The sequence below is a fragment of the Lederbergia citrea genome, assembly GCF_018343525.1.
Classification (GTDB): Bacteria; Bacillota; Bacilli; order Bacillales; family Bacillaceae_C; genus Lederbergia; species Lederbergia citrea.
This window is the reverse complement of the sequence record NZ_JAGYPH010000003.1, coordinates 132951-150910: the sequence shown is the minus strand read 5'-3', so window position 1 is coordinate 150910 and position 17960 is coordinate 132951. Positions and strand designations below refer to the sequence as shown.

At 39.3% G+C, this 17960-nt stretch carries 16 protein-coding genes; 12 read left to right on the top strand and 4 right to left on the bottom strand.

Features of this window, described 5'->3' with window-relative positions:
* The first annotated feature begins 500 nt into the window (after positions 1–500).
* The 7 genes from KHA88_RS15315 (at position 501) to KHA88_RS15285 (ending at position 10440) form a co-directional block, all read left to right on the top strand.
* Complete coding sequence (locus KHA88_RS15315; protein WP_213122401.1) at positions 501–3521, top strand: chitobiase/beta-hexosaminidase C-terminal domain-containing protein; 3021 nt, start codon at positions 501–503, stop codon at positions 3519–3521.
* A gap of 162 nt (positions 3522–3683) precedes the next feature.
* The gene (gene kynU, locus KHA88_RS15310) at positions 3684–4964 is read left to right on the top strand and encodes a kynureninase (protein ID WP_213122400.1); all 1281 of its coding nucleotides are present in this window, start codon (positions 3684–3686) and stop codon (positions 4962–4964) included.
* Positions 4965–5594 carry an arylformamidase gene (kynB, locus tag KHA88_RS15305; RefSeq protein WP_213122399.1) on the top strand — a complete coding sequence of 210 codons (630 nt, stop codon included), beginning with the start codon at positions 4965–4967 and terminating at the stop codon, positions 5592–5594.
* Between the two features lie 16 nt (positions 5595–5610).
* Positions 5611–6435 carry a tryptophan 2,3-dioxygenase gene (gene kynA, locus KHA88_RS15300; RefSeq protein WP_213122398.1) on the top strand — a complete coding sequence of 275 codons (825 nt, stop codon included), beginning with the start codon at positions 5611–5613 and terminating at the stop codon, positions 6433–6435.
* Positions 6436–6536: 101 nt separating this feature from the next.
* Positions 6537–7808, top strand: a complete 1272-nt coding sequence (locus tag KHA88_RS15295) for an ATP-binding protein (RefSeq protein ID WP_249313241.1) — start codon at positions 6537–6539, stop codon at positions 7806–7808.
* A gap of 111 nt (positions 7809–7919) precedes the next feature.
* Positions 7920–8660, top strand: coding sequence for a hypothetical protein (locus KHA88_RS15290; RefSeq protein WP_213099285.1), 741 nt, complete (start codon positions 7920–7922; stop codon positions 8658–8660).
* A gap of 157 nt (positions 8661–8817) precedes the next feature.
* Entirely contained in the window at positions 8818–10440 is a 1623-nt protein-coding gene (locus tag KHA88_RS15285; protein WP_213122397.1) for an ATP-binding protein, read from the top strand.
* 76 nt (positions 10441–10516) lie between these two features.
* Here the strand turns inward: KHA88_RS15285 and KHA88_RS15280 are convergent, their stop codons facing one another.
* A complete protein-coding gene (locus KHA88_RS15280) occupies positions 10517–10654 on the bottom strand; it encodes a hypothetical protein (RefSeq protein ID WP_213122396.1) in 138 nt (45 codons plus the stop codon).
* 410 nt (positions 10655–11064) lie between these two features.
* On the opposite strand from KHA88_RS15280, the gene KHA88_RS15275 reads away from it, so the two are divergent.
* The 3 genes from KHA88_RS15275 to KHA88_RS15265 all read left to right on the top strand — a co-directional run bounded on the left by KHA88_RS15275 (position 11065) and on the right by KHA88_RS15265 (position 14225).
* On the top strand, positions 11065–12042 hold the full coding sequence (locus KHA88_RS15275; protein WP_249313239.1) for an ABC transporter substrate-binding protein: 978 nt from the start codon (positions 11065–11067) through the stop codon (positions 12040–12042).
* A gap of 105 nt (positions 12043–12147) precedes the next feature.
* Positions 12148–13008 carry an ABC transporter permease gene (locus tag KHA88_RS15270; RefSeq protein ID WP_213099289.1) on the top strand — a complete coding sequence of 287 codons (861 nt, stop codon included), beginning with the start codon at positions 12148–12150 and terminating at the stop codon, positions 13006–13008.
* Positions 13005–14225 (top strand): quaternary amine ABC transporter ATP-binding protein, encoded by a 1221-nt coding sequence (locus KHA88_RS15265; protein WP_213122394.1) that lies wholly within the window; start codon positions 13005–13007, stop codon positions 14223–14225. The genes KHA88_RS15270 and KHA88_RS15265 overlap by 4 nt, the downstream gene beginning before the upstream one ends.
* Positions 14226–14337: 112 nt before the next feature.
* Here KHA88_RS15265 and KHA88_RS15260 read toward each other — a convergent pair whose 3' ends face one another.
* From KHA88_RS15260 to KHA88_RS15250, 3 genes are all read right to left on the bottom strand, one after another.
* A complete protein-coding gene (locus KHA88_RS15260) occupies positions 14338–14505 on the bottom strand; it encodes a hypothetical protein (RefSeq protein WP_213099291.1) in 168 nt (55 codons plus the stop codon).
* 315 nt (positions 14506–14820) lie between these two features.
* A complete protein-coding gene (locus KHA88_RS15255; RefSeq protein ID WP_213122393.1) occupies positions 14821–16425 on the bottom strand; it encodes a DUF4179 domain-containing protein in 1605 nt (534 codons plus the stop codon).
* On the bottom strand, positions 16403–16963 hold the full coding sequence (locus KHA88_RS15250) for an RNA polymerase sigma factor (RefSeq protein WP_249306110.1): 561 nt from the start codon (positions 16961–16963) through the stop codon (positions 16403–16405). Before KHA88_RS15250 ends, KHA88_RS15255 begins: the two co-directional genes overlap by 23 nt.
* Before the next feature lie 211 nt (positions 16964–17174).
* On the opposite strand from KHA88_RS15250, the gene KHA88_RS15245 reads away from it, so the two are divergent.
* Together KHA88_RS15245 and KHA88_RS15240 are read left to right on the top strand one after the other, a co-directional pair.
* Positions 17175–17606 carry an SRPBCC family protein gene (locus KHA88_RS15245; protein ID WP_213099294.1) on the top strand — a complete coding sequence of 144 codons (432 nt, stop codon included), beginning with the start codon at positions 17175–17177 and terminating at the stop codon, positions 17604–17606.
* Entirely contained in the window at positions 17607–17927 is a 321-nt protein-coding gene (locus tag KHA88_RS15240; RefSeq protein ID WP_213099295.1) for an ArsR/SmtB family transcription factor, read from the top strand.
* Positions 17928–17960: the final 33 nt, after the last annotated feature.

The window sequence follows — 17960 nt, the reverse complement described above, 5'->3', positions numbered from 1 at the left end:
TGAAGCGTTCATGAGGACAGGTAACGAGAATGGGAATCATGAAGCGTTCATGAGTACAGTTATGGAAGAAAAAGCCATAGAACGGGAATCATGAAGCGTTCATGAGGACAGGTATGGGAGAAAAAGCGACAGACTGGGAATCAAAAACCGTTCATGAGGAGTATCACTATTAGACCTATTAGGCAAGGATGGGTCCTTTTTGTTTTTATGATTGTTGCCGAAAAAATGCACATATAATGACTTTCCAATCTTCACATTCCCTTGTTCATATAAAACCCCTGACGTTATTCTTGCCAAGTCTTTTGGATCATGAGTTTAGCCTCGAATTAATAGGCATATTTTCGCGTGATGTAGTTAGAAGGTTCTAATTGGTTTGAATTGTCAGTGAAAATTCCATATTCCCAGTAACCATATGCTATAATCCGGAATGACAGATTGCTTGTAAACGCTTTCTATTTATGAGCAATTCAATTTTTAATTTTAATAAAGGTGGGGAAAAGATGAAAAAAGGGATATTGTCAAAAGTATCCAAAGCATTGTCATTATCCATTATTATGTCAATGGTTTTGACGATGTTGCCGGTACATAAACATGCAGAAATTCCGGAAGACGCGGTCATGTTTCAAGATTTTGAAGGTGCAGGTGATATATATACGGCTGCTCAGGGGGCAGCTGGCACATTGACTACGGATGAGGCCATTGATGGAAGCCAATCTCTGAAATATGAAGTGGAATCTAGTGGGGATCCGAGTGTAAGCAAAGGAAGTATCAGTGTCAAATCAATAGGAGAATCAGTTGATGCCACTGGAATGGAGTATTTGGTGTTTTATATTAAGGATATGCAAGGCTCGAATACGATTAAAGTTTCCTTAACGGATAATAGCGGGAAATCGACTGACTTTGGCTGGAAGGCAATGAGCACGAAGAAAAATCAATGGGTAAGGTATGAAGTACCGATGAGTGGATTCACTGGGATTGATTTTTCCAACATTACCGATGTACGAATTGGTCAGTGGAATGAAGGCGTTTATTATATAGATCAAGTATTTTTTGCGAAAAAGCTTCCACCTATTCCGCCAGATCAACCAACTGCCTATCATCCGTCTGGTGAATACGATAATTTTGTTGTGGTGGAGCTGCGGTCTCTTTCAAATGGTGTGCAAATCTATTATACAACTGATGGGACGACTCCAAACAAGGAATCAACCCTTTATAAAGAACCGTTAAGGTTAGAGTCGAGTGTTACAATCAATGCCGTCGCCTATAATCCGAAAGGTGATATTTATAGTAAAGTGAGCACTTTCGATTATGTTATCCACCAGAAGGAAAATTTGGCGAAACCTAAGGCAATTCCTGCAGCGGGGACATATGGCGTTGCTCAATCCATCGAACTGACGGCGGCTGATGGTGCGACCATTTATTATACGATCGATGGAAAGGAGCCAACGACTTCTTCTAAAAAATACTCAAAACCAATCAAAATTTCCAAAGATACGGTCATCAAAACGATTGCTGTGAAAGATCAGCATAAAAGTGAAGTAGCTATCAATAAATATATGATTGATAAAAGTTCTACTCCATTTTTAAAAACAGACGGAAAGAAAATGCGCGATCATTATGGTGCAGGAGATGAAGTTGTTCTTCGTGGTACGAATGCAGGTGGATGGTTGGTGATGGAAGGTTGGATGTCGCCAACGAATGCTCCTGATCAAAAGATGGCACTAGAAACGCTTACTGCCAGATTCGGAGAAAAGACAGCATGGGAGCTTATCAATCTTTATCAAGACAACTACTGGATGGAATCTGATTTTGATAACATCAAAGAAGAAGGAATGAATGTCGTCCGTTTACCATTTTCGTATTTCGAAATGTTAAACGATGATGGCAGTTTAAAACCGACTGCTTTTGATCGATTAGATTGGTTTATAGAAGAAGCAGGAAAAAGAGAATTGTATGTAATTTTAGATATGCACGGTGCACCTGGTTCACAAAACGGAAAAGATCATTCAGGTGATACGAGCAAACCGGATGTGGGCAATTTATTTGGCAACAAGGAAAATATGGATAAAACCGTATTTCTATGGGAGAAAATTGCCGAAAGATATAAGGATAAAAAGTGGATAGCAGGCTATGACTTGCTAAACGAGCCTGGTGGAGCACTTGGCATCGAACAATTTGATTTTTATGATCGACTCTATCAAGCTATTAGAAATAAAGATCAGAACCATATTATTTTTATCGAAGCAATATGGGAACCGTACCATCTTCCGAACCCTGACTTATATGGCTGGGAAAATGTCGTGTATTCATACCATTTTTATGGCTGGGATAATATAGACAGCTATCATTCTCAAAAGAAATTCGTAGATTCGAAAATACCAATGGTCAATGAGATGACCAATTATAATGTACCATTATTAGTTGGCGAGTTTACCTTATTTAATAATTTACAAAGCTGGGACTATGCTCTAAGTGTTTACGAGGAACAAGGGTGGAGTTTTACGACGTGGACATATAAAGTCACGGGCCAAGGTAGCAGCTGGGGCATGTATACTGGGGACCCTTTAAAAGTAAACATTCAAAAAGATAGTGAGGCGGAAATTAGAAACAAATGGGGAAATGTAGGAACGGATACAAGCTTTACCCGTAACGATTATATTGCTGATACAATTCGTAACTACTCTAATCCGGCTTTTAGAAGTTCAGATAACAGAACATTGGTGGCTAATTTTGAAGAGCTTGATGCAGGGACAACTTTTGAAACAGGTACACGAGCAACAGCAGCTTTGGATTTTGAAAATAAATCTGCAGGGGATGCCTCTCTTAAATTGGTCGTAACTGATGGATCAAACCTTGATGTGACACAGCAATATGTGAGTATTAAAGCACCAGATGGTAAAACATTCAATATGGCAGATGAGTTAAATACATTCCCGAAATATCTGCTTTTCGATGTGTTTAATACTACTGGAAAAGAGCAGAGAGCTACAGTTACATTGATTGATGCAGCTGGAAATGAAGCAACTGCGAAGACGCATGCATATACAAAAGCTTTGGCAAATTCATGGTCAATAGTTCCGTTGCTTTTAAAATCGATTGAAGGCGAGATCGATAAGTCTGCGATTGTTGAAATTCGACTGGCTATGGAGGATCCGGGAATATATAACTTTGACAATATATTTATTGGGCAATCTTTTGCTAATTACCCGCCAGTACAAAAACCGGACATTAATACTGTGAAAGAGTTAGTGGAAAAGGCTGCAATAGAACCTAAAGGCATTCGGAATTCACTGCTGGTCCAATTAGATAACGCACAGCGCCTTTTCGATAAGGCAGAAAGCTTTCATCATCAAGGAAAGGAAAAACAAGCGCAGCAATCTCGTGAAAATGGTTATAAAACGCTCGAAGGTTTGGCGGAATGGGTTGGGCAGCATTCAGGCAAACATATCGACAAGGAGGACGCTGCTCAAATTATTTCGATGTTGGAGTATATTGTGGCAAATGAAACGCTGACTCTATAAAAATGCTACCCAAACACTCCATTTCTATTAAAATGGAGTGTTTGGTTTTAGTTAAGCATTATATGAAAATTTTGTAGAGAACGCTAAATGTAAGCGTTTGCCTGAAATATTAAACTCTCTTACAATATCTTTATACGAAAAGCACATAGGGGGACGAAACAAATGGGTAAGCATCAACTAACAAGGGCATATGCGCAAAGTCTTGACGAGAAAGATGAGCTCGCACACTTTCGTAATGAATTTTATATTCAGTCAGGCAGCATTTATTTTGACGGGAATTCGCTTGGGTTGCTTTCGAAGCGCTCGGAATGGGCTGTTTTGTCAATGCTAGAGTCTTGGAAGGCGCTCGGGATTGATGGATGGACGAAAGGTGAAAATCCATGGTTTTATTTTGCGGAGAAGCTTGGAAAAATGAGTGAGTCGCTTGTTGGAGCTGAATCGGGAGAAGTGATTGTGACGGGATCAACAACGGCGAATTTGCACCAGCTTGTAGCGACTTTTTTCAAGCCAGAAGGGAAGAAAACGAAGATTTTGGCGGATGAGCTAAATTTTCCTTCAGATATATATGCGTTGAAAAGCCAGCTGCAATTGCATGGTCTTGATCCAGCTGAGCATCTTGTCCAGGTGGGGAGCAAGGATGGATACATCATCCAAGAGGAAGATATTATCGAAGCAATGACAGATGAGATTGCATTGATTGTTTTGCCAAGTGTCCTGTACAGAAGCGGCCAGATTTTGGATATGAAGCGGCTGACTGAGGAAGCGCATAAACGGGGTATTTTCATTGGCTTCGATTTATGTCATTCGATTGGATCTGTTCCGCATTCATTGAGTAAGTGGGGTGTTGACTTTGCATTTTGGTGCAATTATAAGCATTTGAACGGAGGACCAGGTGGGGTGGGCAGTTTGTATGTAAACAAGAAGCATTTTGGAACTGCACCTGGGCTTGCCGGATGGTTCGGATCTGATAAGGAAAAACAATTTGATATGGAACATATTTTTACACAGGCACAAGACGCGAGCGCATACCAGATGGGAACGCCGCATATTTTGAGTATGGCACCGCTCCTCGGGTCACTTTCTATTTTTAATGAAGCGGGGATTAAAAATATACGGGCAAAATCACTAAAACTAACAGAATATTTGATGGAACTAATAGATAATGAGTTAAAGGAATATAATTTTATGATAGCGAACCCCCGTGATGATCAATCGAGAGGCGGGCATATTTTGCTTGAGCATGAAGAAGCAGCAAGAATATGCAAGGCGCTGAAAGCAAATAAGATCATTCCAGATTTCCGCTCACCGAACGGAATCCGCCTGGCGCCTGTCGCACTTTACAATACGTTCGAGGAAGTGTGGGAGATGGTTCAGATGCTGAAAAAGATAATGGAGGAAGAGCAGTATAAGCAGTTTGAGAACAAAAGAGAAGTGGTGGCGTGAATGAGTGAGCGCAAGTGGATTGATATTTCGCAGCCATTATCGAATGAAATTGCTGTCTGGCCCGGAGATACCCCATTTTCATTCGAATTATCATTTACTAAGGAACAGACCGGTTCGGTCAATATTGGAAGCATGACAACAAGTGTGCACACCGGAACGCATATTGATGCCCCGTTTCATTTTGATGATGAAGGTAAAAAGGTGCATGAGCTAGATTTAGATTTATATATTGGACGTGCGCGAGTGGTGGACGTAACTGGTCATAAAAGCATCGGGAGGAGGGAACTCGAATCACTGCAGCTCTATGGTGTAGAGCGGCTTTTACTCCGCATGACAAATCGCAGAAATCCTAACGAATTTCCGAAACAATTCACTCATTTGCGAGCGGATATTGGGCCATTTTTACAAGAAAAAGGAGTGCGATTGCTCGGTGTGGACTCACCGTCCGTTGATCCAGTCGACAGCAAAGTCATGAGCGCTCATCATTCACTAAATGACAATGGCGTGTTTATTCTTGAAAATATTGTTCTTGAGGGTGTAGAGCCCGGGGACTATGAACTTATTGCTCTTCCACTCGCGATTCATGGGGCGGATGGAAGTCCGGTTCGTGCGGTCATTAAACCTCTATAATAAAGGGGGGCTTGCTATGTCGGATTTGGACAAAGAAATCCACACTGATTTTTCAAAAGATATGACGTACGGTGATTATTTGCAACTCGAGTCATTGCTCACAAGCCAGAAACGACTATCTGGCCACCACGACGAGATGCTGTTTATCATTATCCACCAAGTGAGCGAGCTCTGGATGAAGTTGATTATTCATGAGCTTGAAGCGGCTATAAAAGCGATTGAAAAAGGGGAGATGCAAGCGGCGTTCAAAATGCTCGCACGCGTCTCCAAAATCCAAACCCAGATTATCCAGGCGTGGGATGTACTCTCCACCTTGACTCCCGCTGAGTATATGGAATTCCGTGACAAGCTCGGGCGGGCATCTGGTTTTCAATCATATCAATACCGATTGATTGAATTTGCGCTAGGGTTTAAATCTAGGCATATTTTAAAAATATATGAAAAAGAACCGGTACTTAAAATGCGGCTCGAGGAAGCACTGCAAGCCCCGAGCCTTTATGATGTTTCCATTCATGCGTTGGCGAAAGCGGGTTTTCCAATCAATCCGGAATTAATGAAGCGAGATTTTTCTAAAACATATGGCGGGGATAAGACGGTTGCAGATGCTTGGATGGAAGTGTACAAGGACACGGACAAGTACTGGGATTTATATCAGTTAGCGGAAAAATTAGTCGATATTGAGGATTGGCTTCAGCAGTGGCGCTTCCGACATATGAAAACGGTCGAGCGAATTATTGGATTCAAACGGGGGACAGGTGGTTCGTCAGGTGTGCATTATTTGAAGCGCGTGCTTGAACATCGGTTTTTTCCGGAATTATGGGATTTGCGGACGAGTTTATGAGTAATATTGGGACTCCTCATTATTTCCACTATACTATTGTTGAAAAATTATTTAAAATTAAACTACAACAAAAATATTGCTAGAATAAGAGGAACCTAACATTGAAAAATACATCATTTATCATTCAACTAAGCGAGAATGGCCGCGATGTTTTACCGAATTACCATGATTATGGCATGGTATTAGATAAAATCAATCATTTAATTCTGGAACAGACGGGCCTATCAATGAAAATTTACTCCGATCATGAAGGTCAGGAAGAAATGTGGAGTGTGTTGGAGGAAGATATTGCGGAAAACAGGGCTAGATTGCTTTCCCACATTTATGATTATGTAGAAACCGGCAATATTACCTTTGATCAAATGGGCGACCAGCAAGGATTTGTCATTAAACCGTCTATCAATAATTCGGTCTATTATTATCCGGAGTTTTATGTGGCACTTGTTAAGTTGCCAATTTTTCAAAGCTTCACAGATTACCAGCATGAATTTATTTTTGCTGAAAATGATCAAGCACTTCTGGCATTTTTAACTTATGTGTATGAACGACAAAAAGAGATCATGAAAAACTGTGTCAGTGTCTTTACCGATACGGAAGATGGAGTGGAGAGGACGAAAGAGCGGATCACCCAGCAAGTAAGCAGGGATGATGTGTTATTAGAAGAAGGGTTGAAGAGCGAAATTTATCGATCAATCGATGAGTTTTTCAATGAAAGCGGCGATTTCTTCAAGACTTATCACATCCCCTATAAACGCGGAATACTGCTCTACGGACCGCCGGGAAATGGGAAAACAACGCTCGTTAAGTCGATTGCAGGCAGTATCAGTGCCCCTGTAGCGTACTGGCAAATTACCGAATATACAACGAGTTATTCGATTAAAGAGGTATTTTCCATCGTTGCAAAAATGGCGCCTATGGTGTTGGTGATTGAGGATATTGACTCCATGCCAGAATCATCGCGCTCTGTCTTTTTAAATGCACTGGATGGTGCAACTTCCAAAGAAGGTATCTTCTTAATTGGGACTACGAATTATCCGGAAAGAATTGATCCAGCTTTGATAAATCGTGCAGGTCGTTTCGATAGGGCGTATGAGATTAAGACCCCAAGTTTCGAACTAAGGCGAAAATATTTATTCAATAAAAAAATGGACCAATTTATCGATAAAGCGGATATTTTGTATATTGCCGAAAAGACGGAAAGGTTTTCCATTGCACAATTAAATGAGCTGTATACTTCTGCAGCACTCCAATGGCATTATGACCGCTCGATTGACATTGACAGCCTCATTCAAAACCTTGAAGAGTCCAATAAAAAAGCCCGTAATCGAGAATGGCAAACAGAAGATTCGTCCACATTAGGATTTGGTTTTTAAGGGATTGCATAATGCAATCCCTTTTCTTGTGGCTGATTTTAGAAAATGTCTCCCTTATCATCTTAATGGCATAAGATAAACCATTCATGCGATAAGGGGGTGTAAACAAACATGGGCCTATTTATTAATAAAGGTGAGCACCCGGATGTTTTTAAAAATAATGAAAAAATAAACGAACCAAACCAACAATTTTCAAAAATAGATTATTTATCCGAACTCGTTCAGGAGCAGAAAAAAGCATACATTTCGTTGAATGATTCCTTTCAAAAATTGAAACTCCTCTCCGAACAACAAGACAATACACAAGCCATTCGATGGAAAGAAATCGGCAGCCAGTTGAATGAACTAAAAGCCAGTTATTATCATCATGAGCAATTTGAAAATCAGGTTATCGAATGGTTAACGAAATTAGATCAAAAGAATGTGGAGGCTTTAGAAAACGAGGATAGCTTTAAACAGGAGTTAATGGAGGAAATCAATCGTGTAAGTCTGTCAAACAAAGAAATCATGGAAAAATGCGAATCTACAAATCAGGAACTTGCTATACAGATCAATGAGCAGTTTCAACTGCAAAAACAATTATCTGATCAAATGTCCAAGCAAGAGGATCGTCAAAATGAAGTAATAAGTCGAATGGACGATCAGGAGGCATTGGCGGAGAAAATTTTAAGACAAATCGATCATATCCGTTCTATTCTATTTGAAAGAACGAGTTACCTAGCAGAAAAAATAGAAAATGGATATAAAGTTACATCTTCCTATGTATATAAGTTAATGACGGGCTCGGATCAACCATTGTCGCTTCTCTTGATGAATCAAAAAAAGGAAGAAAAACAAAAAACTACTGACTAAAAAAGAAAGGCGATACTATTCAAGTGGTGTCGCCTTCCTTCTCTATTTAATTAATATTCAACTGAGCATTAATTCACTGGACTTATTTACCATATGGTGTATTATGGTGGAAAGCGGTTACGCATTCATTTGATCAACTATGTATGGGGGGAGTCAGGTGATTCTATTCGACTATATTATTAATCTCTCAATTTTTTCACTGCTGGTCAGTACTCCATTAGTGATCCGTTCGCTCATTATCCCTAAACCACTTAAGCAGTTTCGGTTTTGGGTTGGTTTATATGCGGGAATCGTAGCTACATTCCTCATTGCATTACCATACCATTTGCAAGATTATACATATGATATCCGGTACTCAGCAATCATTCTTTCATTTGCTTATCTTGGACCAGTGGCAGGCATAATTACCGGCAGCTTTGCTTTGATTTCAAGACTGTTTGCAAGTGGCCAATGGTATCCAGCTATCATTGGTTGGATCATCATCGCTATTATTTTCTCAATATTGCATAAATTCATTTCGCGATATACACCGGTAAAAAGGTGTTTCGTCTTATTCGGTGCGTATATTTTCATCTATATTATTCTTGTACCGATTATATTTAATGTTTTTGGAGATAGACCTTTATTTCATTTTCAATATTTAGTTTTTGTTATGTTGGGAGTGATCATTGGGGGATTACAGATTGAATCTTATGAGAAACTGTATAGAATCATTACTGAAAAAAATAGTATGAAGAAAATTTTGCAAGCGAGTGAAGCGAAATATAGATTAATTACTGAAAATACGTCTGACCTCATCGTTGTAATGGGGAAAAAAGGTTTGATTAGTTACTTCTCGCCTTCCCATGAGCTTGTATTAGGGTACAAGGAATCTGAACTGAAAAATATCGGACCAGATGTGATGGTTCATCCGGATGATATTGATTTGTATAAGAATACGATTAAGATGTTGTTTGAAAATAAAGAATCACAAACGATGGAATTTCGTTTAAGACATCAACAAGGTCATTGGATTGAATTTGAATCCAGTTGTAAGCCTGTCATGGGGGAGAACTCAAAAGTAGAACATACTGTTATTGTCAGCCGGGATATTTCTGAACGGAAAAAAGCAGAAGAATATTTGTTGCAGTCTGAAAAATTATCTATTGTTGGAGAGTTAGCAGCAGGCGTGGCACATGAAATCCGGAACCCACTTACAACGATTAAAGGTTTTGTACAACTGTATAAAAGTGATCATGCGATTGCATTCACTGACTTGCTCCTTAGCGAACTAGAACGAATTGAAACCATTACAAGTGAACTTCTTTCTCTTGGAAAACCTCAAGCTCACCTAATGTCCCGTGCGAATTTACGAGACATGATTGAGAACACACTTAATTTACTATTACCTCAAGCAAATATGAATAATATTCAATTTAAGTGGAGCTATGATCATACAGCTTTTTTTATTACATGCGAGCAGAATCAAATAAAGCAAGTTTTTATAAATATTTTAAAAAACGCGATAGAAGCTATGAATGAAGGTGGCGATATTGAGATAAATCTACGAAAAAGGGCAGAAGGTGAGTGTATTATTTCTTTTCAAGATTATGGTAACGGAATTCCCGAAGAACTACTGCCCCGTCTAGGTGAGCCTTTTTATACATTAAAAGAAAAAGGAACGGGACTCGGTTTAATGATCTGTCATAAAATTATTAAACAGCACCATGGTGTAATTACCTATCAAAGTAAAGAGTCGGAAGGAACTTTGGTCGAGATCATGTTTCCGCTGACGAGTTGAAGATGAGAAGGAATAAATGAATTAAATGAAGAAAAACGGCGCGCATTCTTATTAATAAGAATGCGCGCCAATTTTTTTATTTTATAACTTGATACGGTCTTGTCCCGGCTGCCATAAACAGAACGTCTTTCTTCCACAGCATCATTCTAGTTAATGTTGCTTTAGCCGATCCATTGCTATCTGATAAACCAAATAATTTTCTAAACATACTCATTAATCCAACCTCTAGAAAAATGTGTTGTTATCCATTTTAGGGGTATGAAGATTGTTATCCCTTTCACATAAGGCAGTTATAATGATGAAAACGTTGGATTTGGGAGTAATTATAATGAAATGTTTATGTAACATGATGAGGGGTATAAGAATAGGGGGATATGCACTTTTATGTCACTTTATCCAATTTGTATTGATTCGGATATACCCGTAGTATGAATATAGGTCGATTGCACACTTCGATTTCCTAGGATTTCCCATCTATTCTTCCTACCTATAAAACTTTCTGCAAAACTAAAACAGCTTTTTAATTGTCTATCAAATTGGTTATTAGGGGATAGTAGTTCAAGTGTTTGTGTTCGAAAAATACTTTTGAAAAAGGGGTCTTAATTTGTTATGCGCAAAATTTCAATGTTTCTTTTAGTTAGTATGCTTGTGTTCTTAACTGCCTGTAGCAGTAGTGCGAGTAAAGATAGTATTAAGGTGATCAAGTTTGCTGATGCGGGCTGGGACAGTATTCGTGTTCATAATAGTATCGCCCAGACGATTATTGAAGAAGGATATGGGTATGATACCGAAGTCACGAGTGGAACGACTGCCGCAACCGTGCAAGCATTGGAACAGGGAGATATTAATGTCTATATGGAGTTATGGACAGATAACATTAGAGAAGTGTATGAAAAAGCAATTGAAAAAGGAAATATTATTAGAGCCTCAACCAATTTTGCAGACAATGCACAAGGATTGTATGTCCCGACATATGTCATAGAAGGTGATAAAGAAAGAGGAATTGAACCGGTCGCACCTGATTTAAAAACAGTCGAAGACTTGGCGAAATATCCTGAAATTTTTAAAGACCCAGAAGATAATAAAAAAGGCAGGATTATTGGAGCTCCTTCGAGCTGGGTGGTTAGTGAGCATTTAGAAACGAAGGTAGAAACATATGGATTAGACGACAAATTTAATTATTTGGCGCCAGGCTCTGATTCTGCCATTGTCGCATCCTTAGCGGGAGCTTATAAAAAAGGGGAGCCATGGGTTGGTTATTATTGGTCGCCAACTTGGGTTACGGCAAGTTATGATTTAACTCTCCTTGAAGACAATCCTTATGATGAGAAGGTGTGGGAGGAGAATAAAGGAACAGAATTCCCGCCAAACGATGTTGTCGTTGCTGTTCATAAGGATTTGCCAAATCAGGCAAAAGAAGTGGTCGAGTTTTTGGAAAACTACGAAACTAGTAATGAATTAACTGAAAATGCACTTGAGTATATGGAAGCGAATGATGTCGAAGCAGATGAAGCAGCCAAGTGGTGGATGAAAGAGCATGAAGATGTTTGGACTAAATGGGTGCCTGAAGATGTTGCTGAAAAAGTAAAGGCTGCATTGTAATTTTAAGAATGGGGGGACCTAGAAGGTCCCTTCTGTAATAAATGATTGATCAAACTGTGTATTAGTGAGGTGTGGAGGCGACTGTTTAACGACAGTCCATAACATATGAGTGAGTTTCCCAATATACGCATACCAATAGGTAGTGGTGTGGAAAAATTTATTGATTTTTTAGCTGAAAATTTCGAAGCGTTTTTTGATTTTATATTTGTTGTTTCATCCACCTTGATTAAAGGACTTGAAGCAGGGTTACTTGCTATTCCATGGTGGATATTTATCTTCATTATTTTTATTTTAGGGTGGTACTTTACCACGCTGTATGGTGGACTGTTATTTTCGTTTTTTATCTTTTTAATCGGCTCGTTCAATTTATGGCCGGAAACGATGACGACCATATCAATTATATTAATCTCAGTAATACTTTCACTTGTCATCGGAATCCCACTGGGTATTTTTATGGCTTTTAATAAAATACTGTCTACGATCATGCGTCCGGTACTGGATGCGATGCAGACGATGCCGAGTTTCGTGTATTTAATCCCTGTTATTTTCTTTTTTCCTTTAGGGAATGTTCCCGCAGTCATTGCAACAGTTATTTATGCCTTACCGCCAGTGAGTCGTTTAACAGAGCTTGCTATTCGGAATGTTGACCGGGAAGTGGTTGAATCGGCACAGTCATTTGGTTCTTCAACGATGCAAATGTTAACGAAGGTCCAGCTCCCTCAGGCATTGCCAACCATCATGGCTGGGATTAACCAAACGACGATGATGGCACTTGCCATGGCCGTTGTTGGGTCAATGGTCGGTGCACAAGGACTTGGTGAACGAGTTTTATACGCGATTAATCGAATCGATATTTCACTAGGCTTTGAAGCTGGGATTAGTATCGTCTTCCTAGCGATTATTATCGACCGGATTACAGGTGGAATTGCTGAGCGACTTCAGAAACATAGGAGGAATGGCTCGTGACTGTCAAAATGAAAGTTGAAAATGTATCGAAGATTTTTGGTTCGCGTCCTAAAAGAGTGATCCCAATGATTGAAAAAGGCGAATCAAAATCTGAGATATTAGCTAAAACTGGTCATACAGTTGGCGTTTATAATGCGTCGATGGACATTATGGAAGGGGAGACCTTTGTGATCATGGGTCTTTCCGGAAGCGGTAAATCAACTTTGATTCGCTGCTTGAATATGTTAAATCGTCCTACAGCTGGTGCGATTTATGTAGATGGAGAAAATATTGTTGAATATAATTCTCAACAATTAAAGTATTACCGTCAAAAGAAAATTGCGATGGTTTTCCAACACTTCGGTCTTTTTAGTCACCGTACAGTTCTTAGCAATATTGAGTACGGCTTAGAAGTGAGAGGGATACCGAAAAGTGAGCGTCAAAAAATTGCTCAAAAGCATTTGGAGACCGTTGGTTTAAAAGGATTTGAAAACAAATATCCAGATGAACTTTCTGGTGGTATGCGTCAACGGGTCGGGATTGCCCGGGCATTGGCAAATGACCCCGATATATTATTAATGGATGAACCATTTAGTGCGCTTGATCCATTAATTCGCAGAGAAATGCAGCTTGAACTGCTAGATATTCAAAATCGCTTGCAGAAAACGATTATTTTCATTACTCATGACGTGAACGAAGCATTTAAAATTGGTGATCGAGTGGCTGTCATGAAAGATGGAAAGGTAGAGCAAATTGGCACACCGGAAGAAATCTTAGAAGAGCCAGCCAATGATTATATTTCAGAGTTTATTAGAGATATCGATCGCTCTAAAATTCTTCAAGCTGAACATATTATGGTGAAGCCGTTTGGATTAGTTTCATTAAAAGACGGACTGAATGTAGCCATCAAAGTGATGCGTGAAAATGGGATTTCGAGTGCCTTTGTCACCGATCGTGGACGTCGTTTACAAGGACTTGTAACGATTGACCGGGCGATTGAAGGACTAAAACAAAAGAAGACTTTACAAGATGTCATGGAGAAAGAGGTTAATACCGTTGATCCAACGGATTATGTCCAAGACATCATTCCAAAAGCGCTGGATTCTAAATATCCACTCGTCGTAGTCAATGAAGAGAACCAAATCAGGGGAATTATTTTACGAGTCCATGTATTGGCGAGCTTAATTGGCGACAATGGTGATGGCGGAGAAGACGATGAAATGAAAATAGATGCATGATTAAATCGGGAGGTGCCTGTCACCTCCCGTTTTTTTGCCGACAATTGTCGAAAGGTAGTACAGCGGCTCATCGACAAAAACCAACAAAATTCGGGGCGTGATCCCCCGAATTTTAAGGCATTTCGTCTTCTTTGATGCGGTTTTTGAAGGCTTCGTGTGTGACGATGTTTTCGTGTTGTTCTGTTTGCCGCGTGTGCACTTTTTCCTCAGTAACGCTATTTTTCGGGAAGTTGCCAGGGTGTCCTTTTTCTTTATGGTTAAAGCTTTTACCACGACTCATCTCGATCTCTCCTTTCTAATCTTGCTTAGTTTTGTCTATCACGTAAAAATTATGATAATTTTCGTTGTAAACCCGCTAAATTAATAAGGAGATCGCTGTCTCGTAGAATGCTTATGAAAACAGGGAACCTTTTTGATAAATGCCGCGCATTTCGATTGCCCGTGATGATGAAAAAATGAGGTTCACGGTAAATGGAACTCATTTCGATTGCCGGTGATGATGAAAAAATGAGGTTCAAAGTAGATAAAGCGGATATCATGATAGGGGCAGTCCAGAAAGTCAGTAAAATTGACCTTCTGGACTACCCCTTTCTCATTAATATAATGGTACTTTCCATTTGTCCTTCACTTCATAATAACGAGTGACAGAAAGGAGGTGTAAGGTTAATTCTTCAGGAATTTCATCTACATCATATGCACGGATTGTGAAAGATGTTTTATTACGGCCATTTTCATCTTTTTCGTCATAGGTGGCCCCGCTAAGATAGGTCAAGTATGGCATACCTTTGTCATCCACTAAAACCCAAGCACCAAGTTCAGTAGCGAGTGTTTCTTGTTCGCCTTCCATTTCAATGGTAAAGATATCCTCTTTTTTCACTGGAAGAAGCGACTTGCGCAATGAATACTTACCTTTCTTTTTCGCTTCTTTTATTGTGACAAAGTTTCCTTCGTATTCAAAAGACGCTGGATTCTTCTTTAATTCATTAGGCTTGAAAGTTACCGAAAAATCAGCTGGTTCTGTTTTGATTATGCCATCTAATACAAAACTAAGCTTTTTATCTTTCTTTTGTGGAATAAACGACTCATTCCATTTAACTTCTCCCATTTTTCCCGTTGGTTGTCCGGTACCTTGCAGTAATCCCGAATCTATTGAAGACCCTTTTGAATTATGATGAGAAACTACCTTCATATTCTCATTTTCTATATGGTAAGCGATGGCGGTGCCATAGTTCGTAAAAGTGTTCACGATTTCTTTTCCATATTGATTTTCAAGATTTTGAATATCTTCGTTAATTCTTGATTGTTCCTCTTGCGTAAATGATGTTTCATACAATAACTCATTAGAGGATGGGGCAAATCGAACTTCCTTCAAATGAACATCGACGCCATGCTGACTCGTATTAGCATCTTTTAATCGGACAGTTTTTGTTGCTTTTAAACTTTCTTTTAAATCGATGGGAATTTCTAACTGCCAATGGCCTTCTTTACCATTGAGCTCGTTTAGATCAAACTTTACAATAATATTTTCTAAGTCTTCTTGTTCCCGTATGGATAGTTCGATAAATCCGTAATCCTTTGCACTTGACCAGCCCGTACTTGAAAGTTCAAGCAGCTTGCCGCGATTATCTTTTGCAAGGATTTCATTTTTACCATCGGCTAAATCAAAATAGCTGTTTTTTATTTTTCCATTTTCATTAAGGACCTGATAGGATATGGCAATACGAGAGGAATCTGCGACAACATCTTCCACTTTAAAAGTAATGCCTTTATCTGTTACTTCTTGGTTGACACGTTTCGCAAATCCCGCCTCAGTAGCCATTCTTAATCCTTCATCCACTTGATCCGTTGAAAACAAACCGCCAATCCACTGTGCGAAAGTGGGGTTGAATGTTGCGCTTAAACCAACCGCCAATAAAATTCCTGCTGCGGAGAGCATGGCCCGTCTCCAGGGCGTTTTTTTTCGACTGGCTGATTTTTGTTCATAAGGCTCAAGCTGTTCTAAAACAGATGATGCGAAATCCTCCGGTAATGTAGGTGTTAATAATGTTTCCTTAATAAACTGTTGTTCTCCCATAAAAGCTTCAACGACTCGTTTACATTCATCACAGCTTTTTAAATGATTGTCTATATGAACGGACTCCTGCCCAGTTACTAAATCATCAACGTATTGTGAAAGTTCATCTACAGTTGGACATTTCATCAAAATAGCCTCCTTCACGTTTAACCGTATTTCTCATTTTTTTCTTAGCCCGATGAAGTTTATTGCGAACGGTTGAAACAGGAGCACCTACCAGTTCACTTATTTCTTCATAGGTTAATTCATTGACGTATCGTAAAAGGATGATCATTCGTTCATCTTCTGGCAGCGTAGCGATTAACCGCTCTAACTGCCTGTTTTTCTCTTTTTTCAAAAAAATAACTTCAGGATGGTTGGGGTTCTCCAGCAAATCTTCCGTCATTTCTACCTGTTTATAGCGCTTCTTTCGAAACTCATCCATACAATGGTTGATTGTGACGCGATAAATCCAGCTTGAAAATAATCCCTTACCATCATATTTTCCTAGCTGGTGATACACTTTAATAAACGCTTCCTGCGCTAAATCCTGTGCATCTTGTGGATTTTTTGTCATCCGTAAAATCGTCGCATATAACTGATTTTTATATTTATTAATAATGTGTGTGTAGGCTTGTTTGTTTCCAGAGAGAACTTCTCGGATCCATTGAATTTCCTCCTGCATATTGACCTCCTGACCCAAACGATATGTCTCGTTTTTGTATTCATCTATTATAACGAGTATCAGCTATGGAAAATTTCATTTATTGAAAAATAATTTGAAATAAAAGTGGAGGGCAAACTAAAAAGAGATATTTGACATGAAACTAAAAGGTGTTATATACTCGAAAGCACAACCAAAAGGTTTCATATAATAAATCAAAAGGAGATACTAAATGGATACAAATAATCAGAATACATTGCAGGATATTAAGCAAACGATTGTGATTGAAGCACCAATTCAAAAGGTATGGGATAAGGTTTCAACCGCGGAAGGAATTGCGGCCTGGTTTATGCCAAATGATTTTCAACCAGAGGTCGGACATGAATTTCATTTACAATCTCCATTCGGACCGTCACCTTGCAAAGTAATTGAAATTGATGCACCTCATCGACTCTCTTTCACATGGGATACAGATGGTTGGGTCGTTTCCTTTATTTTAAAGGAGCTAGGGGACAAGACGGAGTTTACGCTTATTCATGGTGGTTGGAAACACCCTGATACAATCCTGCCGAAGCCGAACGAAAAGAGTTCAATTATTCGTGAGCGGATGTCAGGCGGTTGGTCAGGACTTATTAAAAAACTTGGAAAGGTTGTTGAGAACTAAGTGTCCTCATCAGCGCAGAAGTATGATGTATTTCAGGCGATTGCCGACCCGACACGTAGAAAAGTACTTAAATTACTTGCTGAAAAAGAACTGCCGATTTCAGAAATCACCTCCCATTTTTCAATTAGTCGTACAGCTATAGCTAAGCATCTCCATATCCTTTCAGAAGCTCAATTAGTTAGCGGGCGAAAAGTCGGGAGAGAAAAACGTTATCGGCTCCAGCCGGAACCCTTAACTGAACTGCAACAATGGCTTTCATATTACGAAAAGTTCTGGAATAATAAACTATCGATACTTAAACATGAAATTGAAAACGAATGAAATTCGACAAACTTCGGGGCGTGCCTGTCACCA

Coding starts and splice junctions, on each gene's coding strand:
- KHA88_RS15275 (WP_249313239.1), top strand. CDS start 11,065: ATGTTTCTTTTAGTTAGTATGCTTGTGTTCTTAACTGCCTGTAGCAGT.
- kynU (WP_213122400.1), top strand. CDS start 3,684: ATGGGTAAGCATCAACTAACAAGGGCATATGCGCAAAGTCTTGACGAG.
- KHA88_RS15245 (WP_213099294.1), top strand. CDS start 17,175: ATGGATACAAATAATCAGAATACATTGCAGGATATTAAGCAAACGATT.
- KHA88_RS15270 (WP_213099289.1), top strand. CDS start 12,148: ATGAGTGAGTTTCCCAATATACGCATACCAATAGGTAGTGGTGTGGAA.
- KHA88_RS15260 (WP_213099291.1), bottom strand. CDS start 14,505: ATGAGTCGTGGTAAAAGCTTTAACCATAAAGAAAAAGGACACCCTGGC.
- KHA88_RS15290 (WP_213099285.1), top strand. CDS start 7,920: ATGGGCCTATTTATTAATAAAGGTGAGCACCCGGATGTTTTTAAAAAT.
- KHA88_RS15280 (WP_213122396.1), bottom strand. CDS start 10,654: ATGAGTATGTTTAGAAAATTATTTGGTTTATCAGATAGCAATGGATCG.
- KHA88_RS15315 (WP_213122401.1), top strand. CDS start 501: ATGAAAAAAGGGATATTGTCAAAAGTATCCAAAGCATTGTCATTATCC.
- KHA88_RS15255 (WP_213122393.1), bottom strand. CDS start 16,425: ATGAAATGTCCAACTGTAGATGAACTTTCACAATACGTTGATGATTTA.
- KHA88_RS15250 (WP_249306110.1), bottom strand. CDS start 16,963: ATGCAGGAGGAAATTCAATGGATCCGAGAAGTTCTCTCTGGAAACAAA.
- kynA (WP_213122398.1), top strand. CDS start 5,611: ATGTCGGATTTGGACAAAGAAATCCACACTGATTTTTCAAAAGATATG.
- kynB (WP_213122399.1), top strand. CDS start 4,965: ATGAGTGAGCGCAAGTGGATTGATATTTCGCAGCCATTATCGAATGAA.